General features: G+C 46.3%; 14 protein-coding genes and 1 pseudogene. 8 read left to right on the top strand and 7 right to left on the bottom strand.

What is annotated here, in order from left to right:
* Positions 1-19: 19 nt before the first annotated feature.
* Complete coding sequence (locus QT990_RS14065) at positions 20-1048, bottom strand: hemerythrin domain-containing protein (RefSeq protein WP_333145193.1); 1029 nt, start codon at positions 1046-1048, stop codon at positions 20-22.
* A 379-nt stretch (positions 1049-1427) separates the two neighbouring features.
* Between QT990_RS14065 and QT990_RS14060 the strand changes: the two genes are divergently transcribed.
* The 3 genes from QT990_RS14060 (at position 1428) to QT990_RS14050 (ending at position 5758) form a co-directional block, all read left to right on the top strand.
* A complete protein-coding gene (locus QT990_RS14060) occupies positions 1428-2693 on the top strand; it encodes a pitrilysin family protein (protein ID WP_333139385.1) in 1266 nt (421 codons plus the stop codon).
* A gap of 324 nt (positions 2694-3017) precedes the next feature.
* Positions 3018-4280: an RNA-guided endonuclease TnpB family protein gene (locus QT990_RS14055; RefSeq protein ID WP_333139389.1), complete on the top strand. Its 1263-nt coding sequence runs from the start codon at positions 3018-3020 to the stop codon at positions 4278-4280.
* Positions 4281-4489: 209 nt separating this feature from the next.
* Positions 4490-5758 carry a pitrilysin family protein gene (locus tag QT990_RS14050; RefSeq protein ID WP_333139391.1) on the top strand — a complete coding sequence of 423 codons (1269 nt, stop codon included), beginning with the start codon at positions 4490-4492 and terminating at the stop codon, positions 5756-5758.
* 169 nt (positions 5759-5927) lie between these two features.
* Here QT990_RS14050 and QT990_RS14045 read toward each other — a convergent pair whose 3' ends face one another.
* From QT990_RS14045 to QT990_RS14020, 6 genes are all read right to left on the bottom strand, one after another.
* Positions 5928-6254 (bottom strand): DUF1330 domain-containing protein, encoded by a 327-nt coding sequence (locus tag QT990_RS14045; RefSeq protein ID WP_333139393.1) that lies wholly within the window; start codon positions 6252-6254, stop codon positions 5928-5930.
* A 769-nt stretch (positions 6255-7023) separates the two neighbouring features.
* On the bottom strand, positions 7024-7890 hold the full coding sequence (locus QT990_RS14040) for an alpha-1,2-fucosyltransferase (protein ID WP_333139395.1): 867 nt from the start codon (positions 7888-7890) through the stop codon (positions 7024-7026).
* A gap of 352 nt (positions 7891-8242) precedes the next feature.
* Entirely contained in the window at positions 8243-9292 is a 1050-nt protein-coding gene (locus QT990_RS14035; RefSeq protein WP_333139397.1) for a transposase, read from the bottom strand.
* Positions 9285-9683 (bottom strand): IS200/IS605 family transposase, encoded by a 399-nt coding sequence (tnpA, locus tag QT990_RS14030; RefSeq protein WP_333104972.1) that lies wholly within the window; start codon positions 9681-9683, stop codon positions 9285-9287. Before tnpA ends, QT990_RS14035 begins: the two co-directional genes overlap by 8 nt.
* A 462-nt stretch (positions 9684-10145) precedes the next feature.
* Complete coding sequence (locus tag QT990_RS14025; protein ID WP_333139399.1) at positions 10146-11195, bottom strand: transposase; 1050 nt, start codon at positions 11193-11195, stop codon at positions 10146-10148.
* A gap of 31 nt (positions 11196-11226) precedes the next feature.
* Positions 11227-11796: an IS607 family transposase gene (locus QT990_RS14020; protein WP_333139401.1), complete on the bottom strand. Its 570-nt coding sequence runs from the start codon at positions 11794-11796 to the stop codon at positions 11227-11229.
* A 554-nt stretch (positions 11797-12350) separates the two neighbouring features.
* Between QT990_RS14020 and QT990_RS14015 the strand changes: the two genes are divergently transcribed.
* The 5 genes and pseudogenes from QT990_RS14015 (at position 12351) to QT990_RS13995 (ending at position 17710) form a co-directional block, all read left to right on the top strand.
* Positions 12351-14168 carry an efflux RND transporter periplasmic adaptor subunit gene (locus QT990_RS14015; RefSeq protein WP_333465349.1) on the top strand — a complete coding sequence of 606 codons (1818 nt, stop codon included), beginning with the start codon at positions 12351-12353 and terminating at the stop codon, positions 14166-14168.
* Between the two features lie 407 nt (positions 14169-14575).
* Positions 14576-15706, top strand: coding sequence for a sodium-dependent bicarbonate transport family permease (locus QT990_RS14010; protein ID WP_333309863.1), 1131 nt, complete (start codon positions 14576-14578; stop codon positions 15704-15706).
* 98 nt (positions 15707-15804) lie between these two features.
* A complete protein-coding gene (locus QT990_RS14005) occupies positions 15805-16137 on the top strand; it encodes a P-II family nitrogen regulator (protein WP_333139408.1) in 333 nt (110 codons plus the stop codon).
* 147 nt (positions 16138-16284) lie between these two features.
* Positions 16285-16410 (top strand): annotated as a pseudogene (locus tag QT990_RS14000) (IS5/IS1182 family transposase); the annotation flags it as partial.
* Between the two features lie 34 nt (positions 16411-16444).
* Positions 16445-17710 (top strand): ABC transporter permease, encoded by a 1266-nt coding sequence (locus QT990_RS13995; protein ID WP_333309865.1) that lies wholly within the window; start codon positions 16445-16447, stop codon positions 17708-17710.
* The last annotated feature ends 279 nt before the right edge of the window (positions 17711-17989 follow it).

Genomic DNA, 17989 nt, shown 5'->3' with positions numbered 1-17989 from the left:
CAATTAGCTTGCTGCTGAATTAGCTCAGGTTAGCCATTTCTTGCTGGATAGTGCTTTTGGCTGCTTTGAATTGAGTAGCCATTTGTTCCATTTGTGCTTCGCTCAAGTTGCGGCGAATGTGAGGGAACATATCGTTTTCTTCTTGTCGAATGTGATCTTTAACCGCTGTTTGGAGCTGTTTGATTTGGTCTTTGAAATCAGAAGAACTAGGGTTGAGAGCCTTAATTTGGGCAAGCATCTGCTTCATTTCTGCTTGCTCGCTGTACAGTTCTTGAGTATTGCCGTAGTAGCTGCGAACTGCGGGATAAACAACTTGTTCTTCTGCTTCTGCGTGAACGCTGAGGTCTTTGTAAAGTTGACCGAAGAATTCTTGCAGTTTTTGAGGATCGTCGGTGCTTGCGATTTCCATAAATAGGGTATCGGTTTTGCGGTGATCCATTGAGATGATTTCGGTGATGTTCATCTCATCTTTGCTGCGGGTAACTGCACCGCCGATGATGCCTGTCATGGCTGCCATTGCATCTTGCACGCGAGCCCAAACGCCTTGGTCGGGGTCTTTGCCGGTTAGTTCGCGCACGCCTAAAATTTCGAGAACTCCTTTGAGTTGTTCTTGGTGAGCGCGGTTCTCAAAGTTAACTGTGTTGAGCGGGGTAATGGCAGCTTCGATGTCGGCGCCGACTACTTGAGCAGCTTTGTGAATTAACAAACCGGCCATTGTTTGTTTGTGTTTGAGCAGTTCGTGCTGGGTGACTTTTTCAAACAATGTGAGTTCAGAACCTTGCATGAGTTTCTGAACTTCTTCAATCATTTTGGCGCTGGTTTCTTTGGGCTCGGTTTGAATTCCGTATTGAACGATTACGGTTTCTAATACGCCCAAGTTTTTGCGATCGTCCTCGAGCATATCCCGGAAGCGCTGGGCTAGTTCGGAGTCGTTGCAGGAATTGATGAACAATTGCTCGTTGGCGATCAACAGATTTTGCAGCGCTTTCATGTCTGCTAATTTCATCGCGATCGCTTGGCGCTTGGTATCTTCTAAGGTAGCTACCATCAGTCGTTTCTCCTCTTAAGGTCTTTAGTGTTCTTACATCTCTTAATTTATTGATATATTCTGATAACATCCTCTTTCTCCCGACTGATTCATTAATATCCCGTGCAACCTATTGACTTTTGAGCAAAAAAATGGTAATAAATTAAGGCTCAAGGTTGTTTGAAAAAAAGCAAAAATTACTTCCTGACCACTGCCCACTGCCCACTGCCCACTGCCCACAGTCAACAGTCAACAGTCAACAGTCAACAGTCAACAGTCAACAGTCAACAGTCAACAGTCAACAGTCAACAGACTTTTGTATCAATTAATCCCGATCGCAGAGCTGTAAAGCGCTACCATAGTTGCAGCCGAAGTTAACTAAAGTTTAAGAATAACTAGCTTGTCTCAACTGCTCACTGCTTTAGAGTTCCCAGCAAATGTCTGGAAGCTCAACAACGGGTTAACGGTCATTCACCAGCGGATTTCGGCCACACCGGTGGTCGCGCTAGACGTGTGGGTGAGGGCTGGCGCTACGCTGGAGCCGGATTCTTGGTCGGGAATGGCTCATTTTCTAGAACACATGATATTTAAAGGGACGGATTCGATCGCCCCTGGAGAATTTGACCAAGTAATCGAAAATCGTGGCGGTGTCGCCAACGCAGCTACAAGTCACGACTACGCCCATTTTTTCGTCAACGCTGCGGCGGATTATTTAGCAGAAACAGCGCAGCCACTGGCAGAATTGCTGCTGCGGGCTTCGATTCCGGATCGGGAATTCGATCGCGAGCGAGATGTGGTGCTCGAAGAAATCCGTCAAGCTCAAGACAATCCCGATTGGCTGGGTTTCCAAGCCATGATGGAAACAGTTTACCAGCGACATCCCTACAGGCGATCGGTATTGGGCACGGAAGAACTGCTGATGTCGCGAACTCCCTACGAAATGCGCTGTTTCCACCGATCCCACTATCAGCCGGAAAATATGACTGTGGTGGTAGTCGGGGGAATTGATGAACAACAGGCCAGAGATATTACGGGAAAAGCTTTTGAGCAGTTTTCGGACAGGTGGGATTGTCCCAAATTAACCGCAGAGGCGGAACCGCCACTGATAGAAATTCGCCGTCAGGAACTCTGTCTCCCCCGATTGGAACAAGCGCGCCTGATGATGGCCTGGACGGGCCCGGGAGTTGAACATTTGCAAAGTGCTTGCGGCTTGGATTTGCTGTCGGTGTTGCTCGCAGATGGGCGGACTTCGCGTTTAGTCAGGGAACTGCGGGAAGAATTACAATTAGTAGAGGCGATCGACAGCACTTTCTCGCTGCAACGGGAATCGAGTTTATTTACTATCAGTGCAGTCTTGGACGCGAAGGATGTCGAAGAGGTGGAATCTCGGATTTGCGATCGACTTTGGCAATTGCAGTCTGAGCCTGTTTCCGAGGTAGAATTGCTGCGCTGTAAGCGTTTGCTGTGCAACGATTTTGCTTTCTCGCTCGAAACGCCGGGACAGCTAGCCGGTCTTTACGGATATTACAATACGATCGCCAGTGCCGAATTAGCGCTCAGCTATCCCACCAGGATTAAAGCGTTTGGGCCATTAGACCTCCAGCGCCTAGCTCAACAATATCTCTCTCCTCGACGCTATACAGCCGTGGTACTCAAACCAATCTAATAATAGTTGACTGTTCACTGTTCACTGTTGACTGTTCACTGTTAACAGCAACTAGGTTGGGTTTGAAGCTGTAACGTAATTCCTGGACAGAGTTACCCATTGATGGAATTTTTGGGTAACTCTCTAGCGAGTCTCTCGATAACGTCACTAAGACTGCTTGCGGTAAGCTGAACTCGTTTTTCCTCTAGCCACTTAGTAGCAGTTTCGGTCAGACTTAGGTTGACCTTACGCTTAGGCTCGCTGTAAATCTTTTTTCTAGGCATTTTCTTATTCCGCATTAATTCCGTATACAATAACCGTAAGGCAAAAATGAGGTAAAAGCAAATGTTGCTCAGCTTCAAGACGGAACTAAAACCTAACAATCGGCAGGTAACTAAATTCCGCCAACATTGCGGAGTAGCAAGACACGCTTACAACTGGGCGAATTCAATCATCCTTGAAACTTTGACCGCCAGAGAAACTGACAAGACGGTTAAAATTCCTTCTGCGATTGATCTGCACAAACGCTTAGTAGCCGAGGTCAAACCCCTGCACCCCTGGTATTACGAATCTTCCAAGGCAAGTCCGCAGCAGGCTCTAGCTGAACTGAGGACAGCTTGGGATAGATGCTTTAAAAAAGTATCTAAACAGCCTAGATTCAAGAAAAAAGGTGTGTCCGGTGACTCTTTTTACTTGGAACAAGGAACCAAAGCAAAGCCAGGAATCAATAACGACGGCAAGCGCATCAAGTTACCTAAGATTGGTTGGATTAGGCTGCACGAACCATTGCCCATTACGGCGTTCCACAACTGCGTAATCAGTCGAAAAGCCGACAGATGGTTCATTGCTTTTAAGTACGAAATTGAGCAGCCCGCAACTTCACCTGACCGTCCCATTGTTGGTGTTGATATCGGCATCAAAGAATTAGCTGTTGATTCTAACGGTCAAACCTTTGCCAACCCCAAAGCTTATCGTCGGATGAGCCGTAAAATGAAACGCCTGCAACGGCGTGTCAGTAAACGAGTCAAAGGTTCCAATAACCGCAAGAAAGCAGTCTCAAAACTGGCTAAGCTGCACCTAAAAGTATCACATATCCGAAAAGATGCTATTCACAAGCTAACAACTTATCTCGCCAAAAACCACAGCGAGATCAAGATTGAAGACTTACAGGTTAAAGCATTTTTGAAAAATCACAAATTAGCTGGTGCAATCTCCGACTGTGGAATGTACGAATTTAAGCGTCAACTTGAATATAAAACCCAAAAGTTCAGCTCAAAATTGACCGTTGTAGATCGATTCTTTCCTAGCAGTCAAATCTGCTCAAGCTGCTGCAATCATCGGCATAAGATGCCATTGAAAGTTCGAGTCTTTGAATGTCCTAACTGTGGAAATATTCAAGACCGTGATTTAAACGCCGCGAGAAACATAGAACGTTGGTTTGAAGGAATATTTATCCCTGAACGTTCAGAATTGGCGGTGAGTTCCACCGTGTCAGCCTGCGGAGTAGACAAACCCGATAGCAGCCATGCTATCGCTACTGTGAAACAGGAAGTTAACACCAAAATCACTCATGTCCAGCTAAGTCTAGATTTGGGTAGCTATGGGTAAGTTTTTCCGAACGGTTGAGACATGAAACCCAAGTCTATTAATTGGAAATTTGAGATTTGTCCCTCAATCTAAAATCTCAAATCGCCAATCTCAAATCGGATGATCGGTAACGCTCACGCTCTACCCATCCTACGAATAATCATGACTAACAGCCAACAGTCAACAGCCAACAGTCAACAGTCAACAGTCAACAGTTAACAAAGAATTCAATGAAAAATGAAATCCAGCGCACGGTTTTAGACAACGGTATTGTTGTCTTAGCAGCAGAAAATCCAGCAGCAGATATTATTGCAGCTAGGATATTCCTGCGGGCCGGCAGTCGCTACGTGCAGCCGGAACAAGCAGGATTGTGTCACTTGCTGTCGGCGGTAATGACTAAGGGAACCGATCGGCTGTCTTCGCTGGAAATTGCCGAGCGTGTAGAATCGGTGGGAGCGAGGTTGAGTGCCGACTCTACTACAGACTATTTTTTAGTGAGTTTGAAGACGGTTTCTGCAGATTTTGAGGAGATTTTGGAGTTGGCGGCGCAATTGACCCGATCGCCGAATTTCCCGGAAGCTGAAGTCGAGCTCGAACGCCGCATTGCCATATCGGCAATTCGATCCCAACAAGAACAGCCATTTGCGATCGCCTTCGAGCAATTGCGGCACGCGATGTACCAGGAACATCCCTATGCTTTCTCTCCCTTGGGCACGGAAGCTACTATGTCAAAGCTCACCAGAAACGAGCTCGAACAGTTCCACAAAACCTATTTCCGTCCCGATAATGTAGTTATTTCTGTAGCCGGCAGAATCTCGACTGAAGATGCGATCGCCCTGATTGATCGAACTTTTGGGGACTGGAAAGCGCCTTTAACACCCCTGCCCACTTTAACCGTACCCCCCCTATCACCTTCCCCTCAATCGGTCGTTAAGGCGCAAGATACGCAGCAATCAGTGATTATGCTGGGCTACCTCGCACCCTCTGTCAAAAATCCCGACTATGCAGCGATTAAGTTGCTGAATACTTATTTGGGTAACGGTTTGTCGAGCCGATTGTTTGTGGAATTGCGGGAAAAGCGGGGCTTGGCTTACGACGTTTCCGCGCTCTACGCGACGCGCTTGGACACGGCTCAGTTTGTCGTGTACATGGGTACGGCGCCGGAAAATACAACGACTGCTTTTGAAGGATTGCGTACAGAAGTCGATCGACTCACCAGCATCCAACTAAGCGAGGAAGAATTGCAAGCTTGCAAGAATAAAATGCTCGGTCAATATGCTTTAGGAAAACAAACTAATTCGCAAATTGCCCAAGTTTTAGGCTGGTACGAAATTTTGGGATTGGGAATTAAATTTGACCAGCAATTTCAAGAAGAAATTGCACAGGTGACAGCTTCACAAGCGCGGGATGCTGCTAAGAAATACTTCATCGAACCGTATATTTCTTTGGTGGGCCCGGAGGCGGCGATTACAGAGTTGGGAGTGGCGGCTGTTTGTTAAGTAGGCAATGGGCGATCGAACTTTTCACAAGTTCGATCGATGCGATCTGATATGCGATCGCCCGAACATCATATAAGCTCCAGCAGAATATTTCAATTCGTAGCTGTGGCTATAAATCTCGACAATATTGCCCAATGGGTCTTCGCAATACACCATACAATTGACGATATTAACCTTTTGGTAAATAGGGTATGGTTCCTGCGACATCAGTATCATCGATTACATGGAGCCGGCTGATACTACCAGCCTGCCGAGCTTGACGATATTTTGCATAGGCTGGATCGTTACAAAACCCTTGCACTGCCTCCATAGAAGGAAATTCCACCAAGGCAACCAGCGTTGTTTCTAGTTCCTCGCCTTCAATAGTCGTAATATTGCCACTGCGGGAAAGGTATTTCCCCCCATGATTATGTACGATATCGTGAACATTTGCTGCGTAGTCAGGAATCCAGGCATCATCGGTAACTTTAACGTCTGCGATTAAATATACAGCCATGAGGTTTCTCCTGTAGCTAATTGATTAGTTGACTATATTTGCTGAGAATTCTTTCAATACAATAACTCTAGCAACAAAAGTAATAGATTTCACTTGTTATTAATAACTTTTGTTGCACCTATTTTTTCGGTTTACGGAGCTAAATTCTGATTAGGCGGAAACTTACTGTGATGTCCAGACTACTACCGCTATTCCAGAACCGAGAAAACCGATTCCAAACCAGCGATATTCGCCATAATCAAAACGATCGGAAGAGCTCAATCAGCATTTCACCATCAAACATCGCGGGAACATCGGCAAAATCAATCTGATGTTTACGGATGTTTTCAAGGTTTTTCTCTCTAAAAAAACGAAAAATCAAGATTTAATATCAAATCCGTTAGCATCGGAATAGTAAATTCGAGTTCACTGTTGACGGTTGACGGTTGACTGTTGACGCCGTGAACAGTCAACAGTCAACCGTCAACATCATGTATGAGTGTAACCGGAAATGATATAACGAGAGATCCAAAAACTGAAAATCGCGCTTTGTAGCGGTTTGACAACTGCGCTCAAACCGCTACAAACCCATCATGTTAATGGTTTGGGATTTCTCGGAGATGTCTAAGCTGTGGAGCATTTAAACCAGTAACGAGGCTAGTAGGGTGCGTCATTCGCGAACCCTTACGCTGAAACGGAAAACCTTAGATGCTGACGCACCTTACGCAAGTCCTTTAAATGCCGAACAGCTTATTAGACTTAACCTGTTATGATTCTCCTGGTCAAGTATCTATTTTTGGAAACGACTCAAGAGCCGGTTGACTGTCGCGACGGGGTGTCTGAGCCTCCATACTTGAAAGTGATCTAAGATGGGATGAGTGCCTGAGAGCTTGACCCAATCATCGCATAGAATATCTTCAACCGGGTTTGGCACCCCTGGGCGGCACCAATCTGTCGGGGCTACTACTATCTTCTCTGGGTGTCCGTTCAACCAAGCGCCCCACCAGGAAAACGTTGAATTAGTAATAGCATTAGCTCGACATCGGGTCATTAAATAAAGCTGCTGAGGACCATTCAGGTTATCTACAAAGATAAATTCCTGCCCTTGAAGATCACGAAGAAATTCTCTGGCTAAATCGGGACGATCGGAGAAGACAAGAATGGGACCTTGGGGGTCGATCGCACTTAAGGACTTCTTGTAAAAAGAAAGCGGGTAAAGCGGGAAATATTCTCGGGTATTGCCATAGTCGGTATCGAGGCGGAGCGAAAAGCTGACACAATCCCTTTGCAAAATGTCGCCGTAGAGTTTTTCGACCTCCGTGACAATCTCGTTATTGAACGTGTACCACTCACGTACAAGTCGCTTGTCTGAGTAATATTTTTCAGATTGAAAGAACCCTTGAATTTCAGTGTGGTCTCCGATGGAAAGTGCTTCGGATGTAAAGCCAGCTTGAGGATGGGGGTCGAAATAATGAATAATCCCGGAGGGTTCGCTAGCACGCTCACCTTCGTCATTAAGGTTGAAGATATCATCTCCATCCCACTTAGGGCAAAAAAATTGGGTTCCCAAACGCCGTGCTGTTATTCTAAGGAATGCGTATTGAAATAATTGATTACCGAGTCTTCCGTAGTTCCCGAGCTTAGAGAAAGAAATCATTATAATTTAACTCCTATGGTTTAAGACAGCTTCCAACAGACCTAAATCATTGTTTGATCCGGGAAAGGAAGCAAAGAGCGTGTTATATCCATGCCAAACAAAGTTACAGTTAACGTTGATACTCCCCAGCCCGCTCAGGGACGGGGATTCTTGAAGAGTCCAAATACGAACTTTCAAAGGCGAAATCAAAGCGCATCTACTGACTCTTTTAAGGCATAACCCTAAAGTTGTCGCTACTTTTCGCAAAATATTTCCAGCAGCATTACAATCTGAGTTAATTTTGCTTCCGTCTTTTGAGCGATACAGTCCGCGATTTATGCGCTTTCCTGATTCTTTCCACCCTTCAGTTTTTTCACGCCCACTTAGGTAGTTCATCCGAATCTAAAAAACTCGCCTTACTTGTATAGCTCTCTTCAGTTTCAATGAACTGGATACCATATTGTTCACAAAGCTGGGAAATCCTGTCCTTCAATCGAGCGGTAGGAATTTGCACAAAATTTTGATTGGTTTTGTTACCAAGACTTATTTCTTGGCGCATTCCCTTGTTCCAGCCAAAAACAATTGTACCTATTTGGTTTTCTAGGCAATGATTCAATACTAATCTAGCAGAAGTGTTAACAGCATCTCTCGTTTGTCTGTTTCGTTTTTCCGTGATTTTTGCCAATCGCTTAGACCAAAAGCCTTGATATCTATGCTCTTTGATCGACGCAACCCGCTTGTTATACCATTGGTTTAATGATTTTAGATGCCGTCCATCTACGATAAAACTTGTTCCTACATTGGAAACGCAAGTTAACCAATTATTCAATCCTGGATCGATACCCAGAGCCTTACTAACATCCAGCTCAACTGCTGTTGACTGAAGTTGGTAGACAAACTCGACATAAAATTGTTTATTTCTTGGTAAAATGCGAATCTCTCTAATTGCCTTGTAGTCTAGGTTAGATGGCATTGGCAAATAAAATTCACCAATTCCAAACCAGAGTTTGACCTTACTTCCCAACGGGAATCTCAATTGTCCATTCTTTAGCTTTACGTCTGCCTTTGGGAAGGTTACAAGTTTTAAGCTGTTTTTGCGGTATTTTGGTAGTTTAGGATGTTGCGTTACCGTACCACCCTTGATTCCTTTTAACAGCCCAATGTACGACTTAAAAGATTCCGCAACGCTGGTCAACGTTTGTTGAGCAACATGGGAATATAGTGCTTTAAAGTGAAGATTATCCTTGAACAACTTGTGTAAGTCATACTTGCTAGGAATTCTCCCGGTTTTAAAATATAACTCCAGAGAATAGTAAGTCCCGCAGTTAGCTAACTTGTTCGACTCTTCGCATACAAATTCCAGTACGCTTCTTAGCTCTCGACTTGGACTGATTAGATTTTGCTGGCATCCATAACTAGACATTTTTCTGATTCTCAATGTACTGCTTAATTACTGAAATTGGCGCACCGCCAACAGTTGCAATAAAGTAGCTATTCGTCCATAGAGTTGGCAATCGACTTTTTAGCCAAGGAAATTCTTGGCGAAGATATCGAGAAGAACGCCCCTTCATGTACCGAATCAGCTTGGCAATCCCAAACTGAGGATCGCACTCGATCAAAAGGTGAACGTGATCTGGCATTACTTCCATCTCGATTAATTCACTGTTAAACTCGGTCGCCACCTCTAACAGTATTTCCTTTAATCGGGTATCGACACCCTCAATTAAAACCTTTCGGCGATATTTCGGACACCACACAATATGGTATTTACACGAGTAAACAACATTTTTGTTGGATTTGTAATTAACGCTCATATTATAGTTATACAGCACGAACCTGCATACTACACTAATTTTGCATTAAGATTTGTTAAATGCTGGAGGCGGTTGAAACCGCTGCCGACTTATCCCCGTGTCTAAAGCCAGGGGCCCGGCGGGCTCGTTCTTCGGTCAAGCGATTTTAGATGATTTTAGATGATTTTAGATTTTAGATTAAAGAATTGAAGCATTGACTTGCGCGAGATTAATACGTTCGGCAAGTTTCATCGGATACAGGTTTTTTATTTCTGGACGGATGAATCACGTGGCGGGTATCCTGGATGCTTTCGGTCATGAGACTTTAACAGAGCAGTTTTTTGGGGTCTTAGTCCTGACCGTGTTAGCTGGATGGCTGCTACGGATGATTCTACACTGCAGCGTCAACCTATGGCAAGTAATCCGATATTGACGGCCGGGAAAGTACGATATTTCACACCGACACTTTTTTGCTAACAAATGCTAACAAACATATAAGTTGAGAGAATCTCTCAAAAAAGGCGTGTCAACCAATGCCCGCAGAAAAATCCCGCGAGCACCATTTAGATCCCTATCCATCTTCAATCCGGTGGCTCCGGACTTAATAGTTCTAGCTCCACCTAAATTCTTGACAATTTCACCCGTCCACGACACCGTTTTAGAAGTGTAAGCTTCGTTGCAGTCAATCACGAGTTTTGAATTTTCCCAAGCTTTCCACTTGAGAAAATTTTTAAATTCGTAATGGCTGAGAGTCAACATTTGTCTCACCGTTTTGTTTCTCAACTTACGGCGCGACTTGGACACCATTTGAGAAGTCTCGAACCTAGGCAGCAAGATTACATCAAAATGATCAACTAAAAACTTAGCTACTTTGTGATGCAACTCTCTGACCAAATTCTTAATTTTGCAACGAAGCCTGCTGGCTGCTTTTTTGAATCTTCTTTTTTGCCGACTGGGGGCTTTAGATATTTTCGATACCAACTTGTCTAACCGAAAACACAATTTCTGGATGTACAAATTAGAATCATTGCCGAGCCAGCCATAGGAATCTTCAGAGAAAAACGTCATGAACGTGCGGACACCGGGGTCTAAGGCAACTAGCCGACCTTGTTTATCGGTCTTGGTTTGTTGCACTTCTTCAGAAACAACTAGGTAGTATTCCCCGTAAGCGAGAGTCAACCTTCCATCACTAAAATTTTCAGGCAAAGATTCTGTTAACTGACACTTACCTAAAATGGAATGGTAGACACCGCAGTCTTTTATAGATGCTTTTGGCACATAGATAGACTGTTTTGTGTCTTTTCTACTGCGAAATTTGCATTTGCGGAGTTGGCCATCTTTTTTGAAACCCTGCTTAGCCGCCTTAACTGCTGAGCAAGCATCTTTGATGGCAATCGATTTGATCTGGAAAGGTACAGGTTTTGCCCATTCTGGCAAACTGTTAAGTATTCCAGTTTTGAGCGTCATCCAGTTAGCTTTTGTGCCTGGTTCTTGGAGGTATTTGATGGTCGTGTTGTAGACAAAACGACTCACTCCAAACCACTGCTTGATTAAAGCTTTTTGTTCAGGATTTAGGAATAGACGGATCTTCCTTGATCTTCTTGCTGTAACTTCGCCGGGAGTGCATTCTGCAACTGAAGACGTGAAGGATGGCGAGAATATCGCTTGTGAGTTCGGTTTCCGGGCAGTGAACAGTTCGGTCAAGAACCACGATTTGTCCACCGTTTTGCCCGGCCATGAACTCGAATAGTTCAAATCCGAACCTGCACAATCTGTCGTGACAGGCAACAACAATCGTGAGCTGTTCGCCGCGCATAAATCTGACCAGTAAGGCTTGCAGTCCTTTTCGCTTAAAGTTGAGTCCCGACCCGATATCTTGGATGATTTCGGCGTCGGGGTATTGCTGTCGCAGGTCGTCAACTTGTCGAGCGAGGTCGTCTCGCTGCTTGGGTGAACTGACGCGACATTCGCAAACAACGGTAGTTCTAGCTGCACCGCGCTGGTAGGACTCGACATCGTAGAGTCTTTGCCCTGCTTCATTTTTGATGCTTTTGATTTTCCCGGAGTCTGCATATCTTCTTAGGGTGTGTGGATGCAAGCCCAGAAATTCGACTGATGAGTCTGAGTGGTACATAAGCCCTGTAGCCAATAGTAGCATACATTAGCAAAAGTAACCAAATACTTTACTGTGCCTCAACCGATACTTTTTTGCTAACATTTGCTAACAAATACATAAGTTGAGATCAGATATCAACCAAGGCGTATCAACCGATGCCCGTAGAATTTTCTACAAGCACTTATATTCTTGCCTTCAGCTTGGTTATCGCTTACAGCCCCACGCCAATCTGATTATTTGCTTTGATAATGTAGAGGCAACTTATTTATATAGCGGTTGCGTACTACCAAGGTTTTTCACCTACATCTGAGTGGCTAAATTCATTCTATATGACATGAAGACCAGAAGGCAAATGTAAGTGATTGTTAGCAAATGTCAGAAAAAGTCTTACTGTTAATCAACCTTCTTGAACCAGTAGTGCAGCCTCATTAATGGTAGCTGATGTACTTAATTCTTCAAAATTATCCGAAGATACCTGCGCTACAACCGAAAAAACATAATCAGACTTCAATTGAACCTTTTGTGTTCCCGATCGGTCTAAATTCAAGACAGACCCATCAGGTCTAATTGATATGTACTTCGTAAAGCACTTTCAGATTAAAAAAGAGCTGACTCCGTGGGTTAGCGGACTCCTCGCCGCTTCCCTGCTGGCAGGAGTAGGCTACACAGCTTACAGCCAACTCACAGTCAAATCCAGCCGCGAAACCAGGCGCAAGGAAAAAACCGTTGCTGTAGAAAGGGTGAACCTGCCGATTACAATTTCGGCAAACGGCACAATTGTGCCCGAACGTTCCGTTAACGTCAGCCCCAAAACTTCAGGAATGCTCAAAAGTTTGCTTGTCAAGGAAGGAGATAAAGTTGAAAAAGGGCAGATTCTCGCCTACATGGACGACTCCAACCTCCAAGGGCAACTTACCCAAACTCGCGGACAACTCGCAGCCGCGGAAGCAAACCTGCAAAAATTGCTCAACGGCACTCGATCGCAGGACATTGCTGTGGCTAAGGCAGTGTTAGCAGAACAACAGGCAAGTCTGGAAAAATTGCTCAACGGCAATCGAACCCAAGACATTGCGGTAGCTGAGGCACAACTAGCAGAACAACAGGCAACTTTGCAAAAATTGCTCAACGGCAATCGAAGGCAGGATATTGCCGTAGCCGAGGCACAACTAGCTGAACAACAGGCTAATTTACAAAAATTGCTAAAGGGCAATCGGGCTGAAGACATCGCCCAAGCGATCGCCAAACTCAGAGATGCCGAATACGCCAAAAACCAAGCTGAGGAAGACTTTCAGAGAAATCAGGAACTCTATAATGCCGGAGCCATTGCTTTGCAAATTGTCAACAACTCCCGCACCGAGCGCGATCGAGCTCAAACGCAAGTCAGGCAAGCCGAACAAGCTGTAGCTTTGCTGCAAGCGGGTGCTCGCCCTGAAGAAATCGCTTCTGCGCGGGCTGCTGTGGAGCAAAAACGGCAAGCTTTGACCCTGGCGCGATCGGGCGCACGGCCGGAAGACATCGCAGCAGGGCGGGCTGCTGTGGAGCAAAAACGGCAAGCTTTGGCCCTGGCGCGATCGGGCGCACGCCCGGAAGACATCGCTGCGGGGCGGGCTGCTGTGGAGCAAAAACAGCAAGCTTTGGCGCTGCTAGAAGCCGGTTCTCGCCCCGAAGACATCGCCCAAGCCCGCGCCCAAGTTCTCGCCGCTAGAGGCAGCCTGCAAAGCGTTCAAGCGCTGATCGACGACACTGTGCTGCGGGCTCCTTTCACCGGCACTGTTACCCGCAAGTACGCCGATCCGGGCGCTTTTGTGACTCCCACTACGGCAGGTAGTGCGGTTTCTTCGGCGACTTCTTCTTCGATTTTGTCCTTAGCTTCAAAAAATCAATTAGTAGCAAACGTAGCAGAAACTAATATTTCTCAGATTCAGATGGGCCAGGCTGCGTCTATTCAAGCCGATGCTTTTGCGGGAAAGACTTTTGCAGGTAAAATCACTCAAATTTCGCCTCAGTCGATCGTCCAGCAAAATGTGACAAGTTTTGAGGTAAAAGCGGCAATTATTAATGATGATAAACAAATGCTGCGATCGGGCATGAATGTGAATGTTGAGTTTAAGGCTGGTGAACTCAAAAATGTTTTGGTAGTTCCGACTGCGGCAATTGTCCGCCAACAAAGGGAAACGGGGGTTTATGTTGCGGGTGGAGAAGATGGTAAACCTGCTTTTATGCCGATTAAGACTGGTATGACGGTGGATGATAAGACGGAAGTGCGATCGGGTTTGAAAGGAAATGAAAAAGTGCTGATGAGTTTCCCGCCGGGATTGCGGCCTAGATCCCAAAATCCATCGGGTGGAATTCCGGGTTTGCAACCGGGTGGCGGAAGGCGCTTGCGTTAGGGTTTTGATTTTTTTATTGAACCGCGAAGGCGCGTTACTGCGAATTTAAGGATAGACTTAAGTACATAGAATTTGGGGTCTTAAGTAAGTAGGCGGGATTAAACTGAACAATGTAACTGTATGTAAACATTGCTCAGTCAGCCACGCTTAGGGCTAAGGATACTTTACCATCGTTGACATAGTTGGGCTTTACACCGCCTACCTACTTAATAGATATTGATCTATAGAAGTTACTGCAGGACAGCGACACCTTCGAGCCCCATTCGGAGATCGGCTATCTCTGAATCCCCTGCCGACAGGTGTTCCCGTAACACCTGTCGGCAGGGTTGAAGCGCTGCACCCTTACTTCTTAAAGCTCACTGCTCACAATAATCACTCTTCGTTAGAGGAGGCGGAAGGAGGTATTCGTGGATTTTTTGTCCTTGTTCTTAATGGACTTCGTTAAGCAGTTGCAGTCCCCAACACTCGGGTTTTTGATTGGTGGTATGGTCATTGCCGCCCTTGGTAGCGAATTGGTAATTCCAGAGGCGATTAATCAGATCATCGTCTTCATGCTGCTCATGAAAATCGGTCTGACCGGTGGTCAGGCGATCCGCAATTCCAACCTGACGGAGATGGTGATACCCGCAGCGTCTGCTGTAGCAGTAGGGGTTCTTGTTGTATTCATCGCGCGCTATACGTTGGCCAAGCTGCCGAAGGTCAACACCATAGATGCGATTGCGACCGGGGGATTGTTTGGTGCTGTGAGTGGCTCTACCATGGCTGCAGCCCTGACACTACTGGAAGAACAAAAAATGCCATACGAGGCATGGGCTGCCGCACTCTATCCCTTCATGGATATCCCAGCGCTCGTAACGGCGATTGTGGTGGCCAACATTTATCTCAACCAGAAGAAGGGTAGTGCAGCAGCCCACTCTACCGTGCAGGAGTCTTTCAGCAAGCAGCCCGTTGCAGCAGGCGATTATCCCGATCAGCAAGATTATCCCCGCGGCCGGCAAGAGTATCTCAGCAAGCAGCAGAAGCCTGCGGATAATCGGGTCAAGATATGGCCGATCGTGCAGGAAAGCCTCCAGGGTCCTGCCCTATCGGCAATGTTGCTCGGCATTGCTCTTGGCCTGTTCACCCAGCCGGAAAGTGTCTATAAAAGCTTCTACGACCCCCTCTTCCGCGGCTTGCTTTCGATCTTGATGCTGGTCATGGGTATGGAGGCTTGGTCAAGACTTGGCGAACTACGTAAGGTTGCCCAGTGGTACGTCGTGTATAGCGTAGTGGCACCGGTGGTGCATGGGTTCATCGCCTTCGGTCTCGGCATGATTGCCCACTACACCACAGGATTCAGCCTGGGCGGTGTTGTGATCCTGGCTGTTATTGCCGCCTCCAGTTCAGACATCTCAGGTCCGCCCACGTTGCGAGCCGGTATCCCGTCGGCCAATCCCTCCGCCTACATCGGCGCATCCACAGCCATCGGTACACCCATTGCGATCGGCTTGTGTATACCGCTCTTCCTCGGGCTGGCCCAGGCGATAGGCGGCAGCTAATCCCAGACGGGTCGCTGTCTGTCGGCGCTCCCTTGACCCGGCAGACCAAGCAACTCAATATATTAAGATCAACATACGTAGGTAAGGAGGTAACCAATATGCCCAAGCCAGCCAAAAAGCTTGTCATCGTCACGGAAAAGATTCTGCTGAAAAAGATCGCCCATATCATCGAAGAAGCCGGGGCAACTGGTTATACGGTTGTGGAAACCGGCGGTAAAGGCAGTCGCAACGTGCGCTCGTCGGGACAACCCAGCGTTTCTGACACCACGGCGAATATAAAATTCGAGGTACTCACCCAGGATCGGGATATGGCCGAGAATATTGCGGATCAGGTCGCAGTCAAGTTTTTCCTCGATTTTGCGGGCATGATCTATCTCTGTGACGCGGAGGTACTGTACGGGCACAGTTTCTGTGGACCAGACGGCTGTTGAATCGAGACGACACAGACCTAAAAAGCCGGGGCATAACCCGGCTTTTTAGTAGCCGTATTTCTTGCCTGCGGGACTTGCGTCTCAGTTGCAGTCCCCAACGCTCGGCTTTCTGATTGGTGGTATGGTCATTGCCGCCCTCGGTAGCCAAAAGTTTTCAAAATTTTGTCCAGTCGTTATCGAAATCGTCGCCGCCGTTATGGTCTCCGTTGTAATTTGTTGTCAGCACTTTACAATTATGAGTTAGCTCTCAGGTCTAAAATTCAAAAGCTTTAATTCTAACATAGATTTTTTTTGCAAGAGGTCTAATATGAAATTACAGACTCGCCCCGGTACCAACAAAATCACTAACGTTCAAATCGCGTTGATGGCGACAGAGGCGCTGTGGAATAATAAGTTGCGTACCAGTTTAACTATGCTGGGCGTAATTATTGGGATATCTTCGGTAATTGCTATTACTTCGGTGGGACAGGGAGTACAAAAATCAACTGAAGAACAGTTAAAGGCTTTGGGTACAAATGTGCTGTTGGTTTTATCCGGCGCTTCGCGATCGGGTGGTGTCAGTCAGGGAAGCGGTTCTGCTACTACTCTTACTTGGGATGACGCTAGGGCGATCGGCAAACAAGCTCCTGCAGTTAAGGCGATTTCGGCTTATTTGCAGCGTCAAGTGCAAGTCGTTTACGGCGGACAAAATTCATTTACTTCGATTTTGGGAACGGATTTAAACTATCCAGATGTGAAGAACATTCAACCCCAAGAAGGACGGTTTTTTAACGAGGATGAATTGAATGCTGCTGAGCCTGTAGTTGTCCTCGGTTCTAAGGTGCGGGAGGAACTTTTTGGAGCCGGAGCTAATGCGCTATCCTCCGATATTCGCATTCAGGGAAACCGCTACAAGGTCATTGGAGTGATGGAAAGCAAGGGGTCTGTAGGGGGAACAGATCAGGACGATCGAGTGTATATTCCTCTCAAAAATATGTCTTCGCGGATTGTGGGGAGAAATTCTTTAGCGGGGATTGCAATATCGGGTTTTTGGTTGGAAACTGCCGACGAAGCGGATTTAGCGGATGCTCAATTTCAAGTGGAAAATATCATGCGCTTACGCCACAATATTTATCCGCCACAACCGGATGATTTTCGAGTTGTAAATCAAGCTGAAATAGTTAATACTTTCAGCAATGTGATAGGTTTATTTACGGTGATGGTGGGTTCGATCGCCGGAATTTCTTTGGTGGTTGGCGGCATCGGTATTGCTAATATTATGTTGGTGTCTGTTGTGGAACGCACTAAGGAAATCGGGATTCGCAAAGCGGTAGGCGCTACTAATGCAGCAATACTCATTCAATTTATGGCGGAATCTATTTTAGTTTCCACGGTGGGGGGAACGGCGGGTATTGGGTTGGGAATTGCGATCGCCTTTGGGGCCTCGACAGCGTTCAAATTTCCGTTTGTGGTTTCTGTATGGTCGATCGCAGCGGGTTTTGGGCTGTCTTTTACTGTAGGCTTATTGGCGGGAGTATTGCCGGCTCGGAATGCCGCTCGCTTAGATCCGATCGCAGCTTTGCGGAATGATTGAACTTAGTGACGTTCGCCCCCGTTAAATTCAACACTCTTGGACCCACGAGTGGTCAGAAACTGGGGAAAGATGGACGATCGGACTTCCTTGTCGGCCACAGATTCGCTAACGGGACTTAGACAAAAACCAGGTCAAAAATGGCTGCAAACGGGCACAGGTAAACGGTTTGAGCTTGAATTGAGCTCAGTCGATAATTGACAAGGGTTTCACCTCTGATATCAAATCCGCGCTTGATCGTCGGGCGTAAAATCGAGTCAACAGTCAACACTCATACCAATT

The organism is Microcoleus sp. T3_B1 (assembly GCF_036700445.1).
Classification (GTDB): domain Bacteria; phylum Cyanobacteriota; class Cyanobacteriia; order Cyanobacteriales; family Microcoleaceae; genus Microcoleus.
The sequence above is the reverse complement of the archived record's forward strand: the minus strand, read 5'-3'. Positions and strand labels throughout refer to the sequence as shown.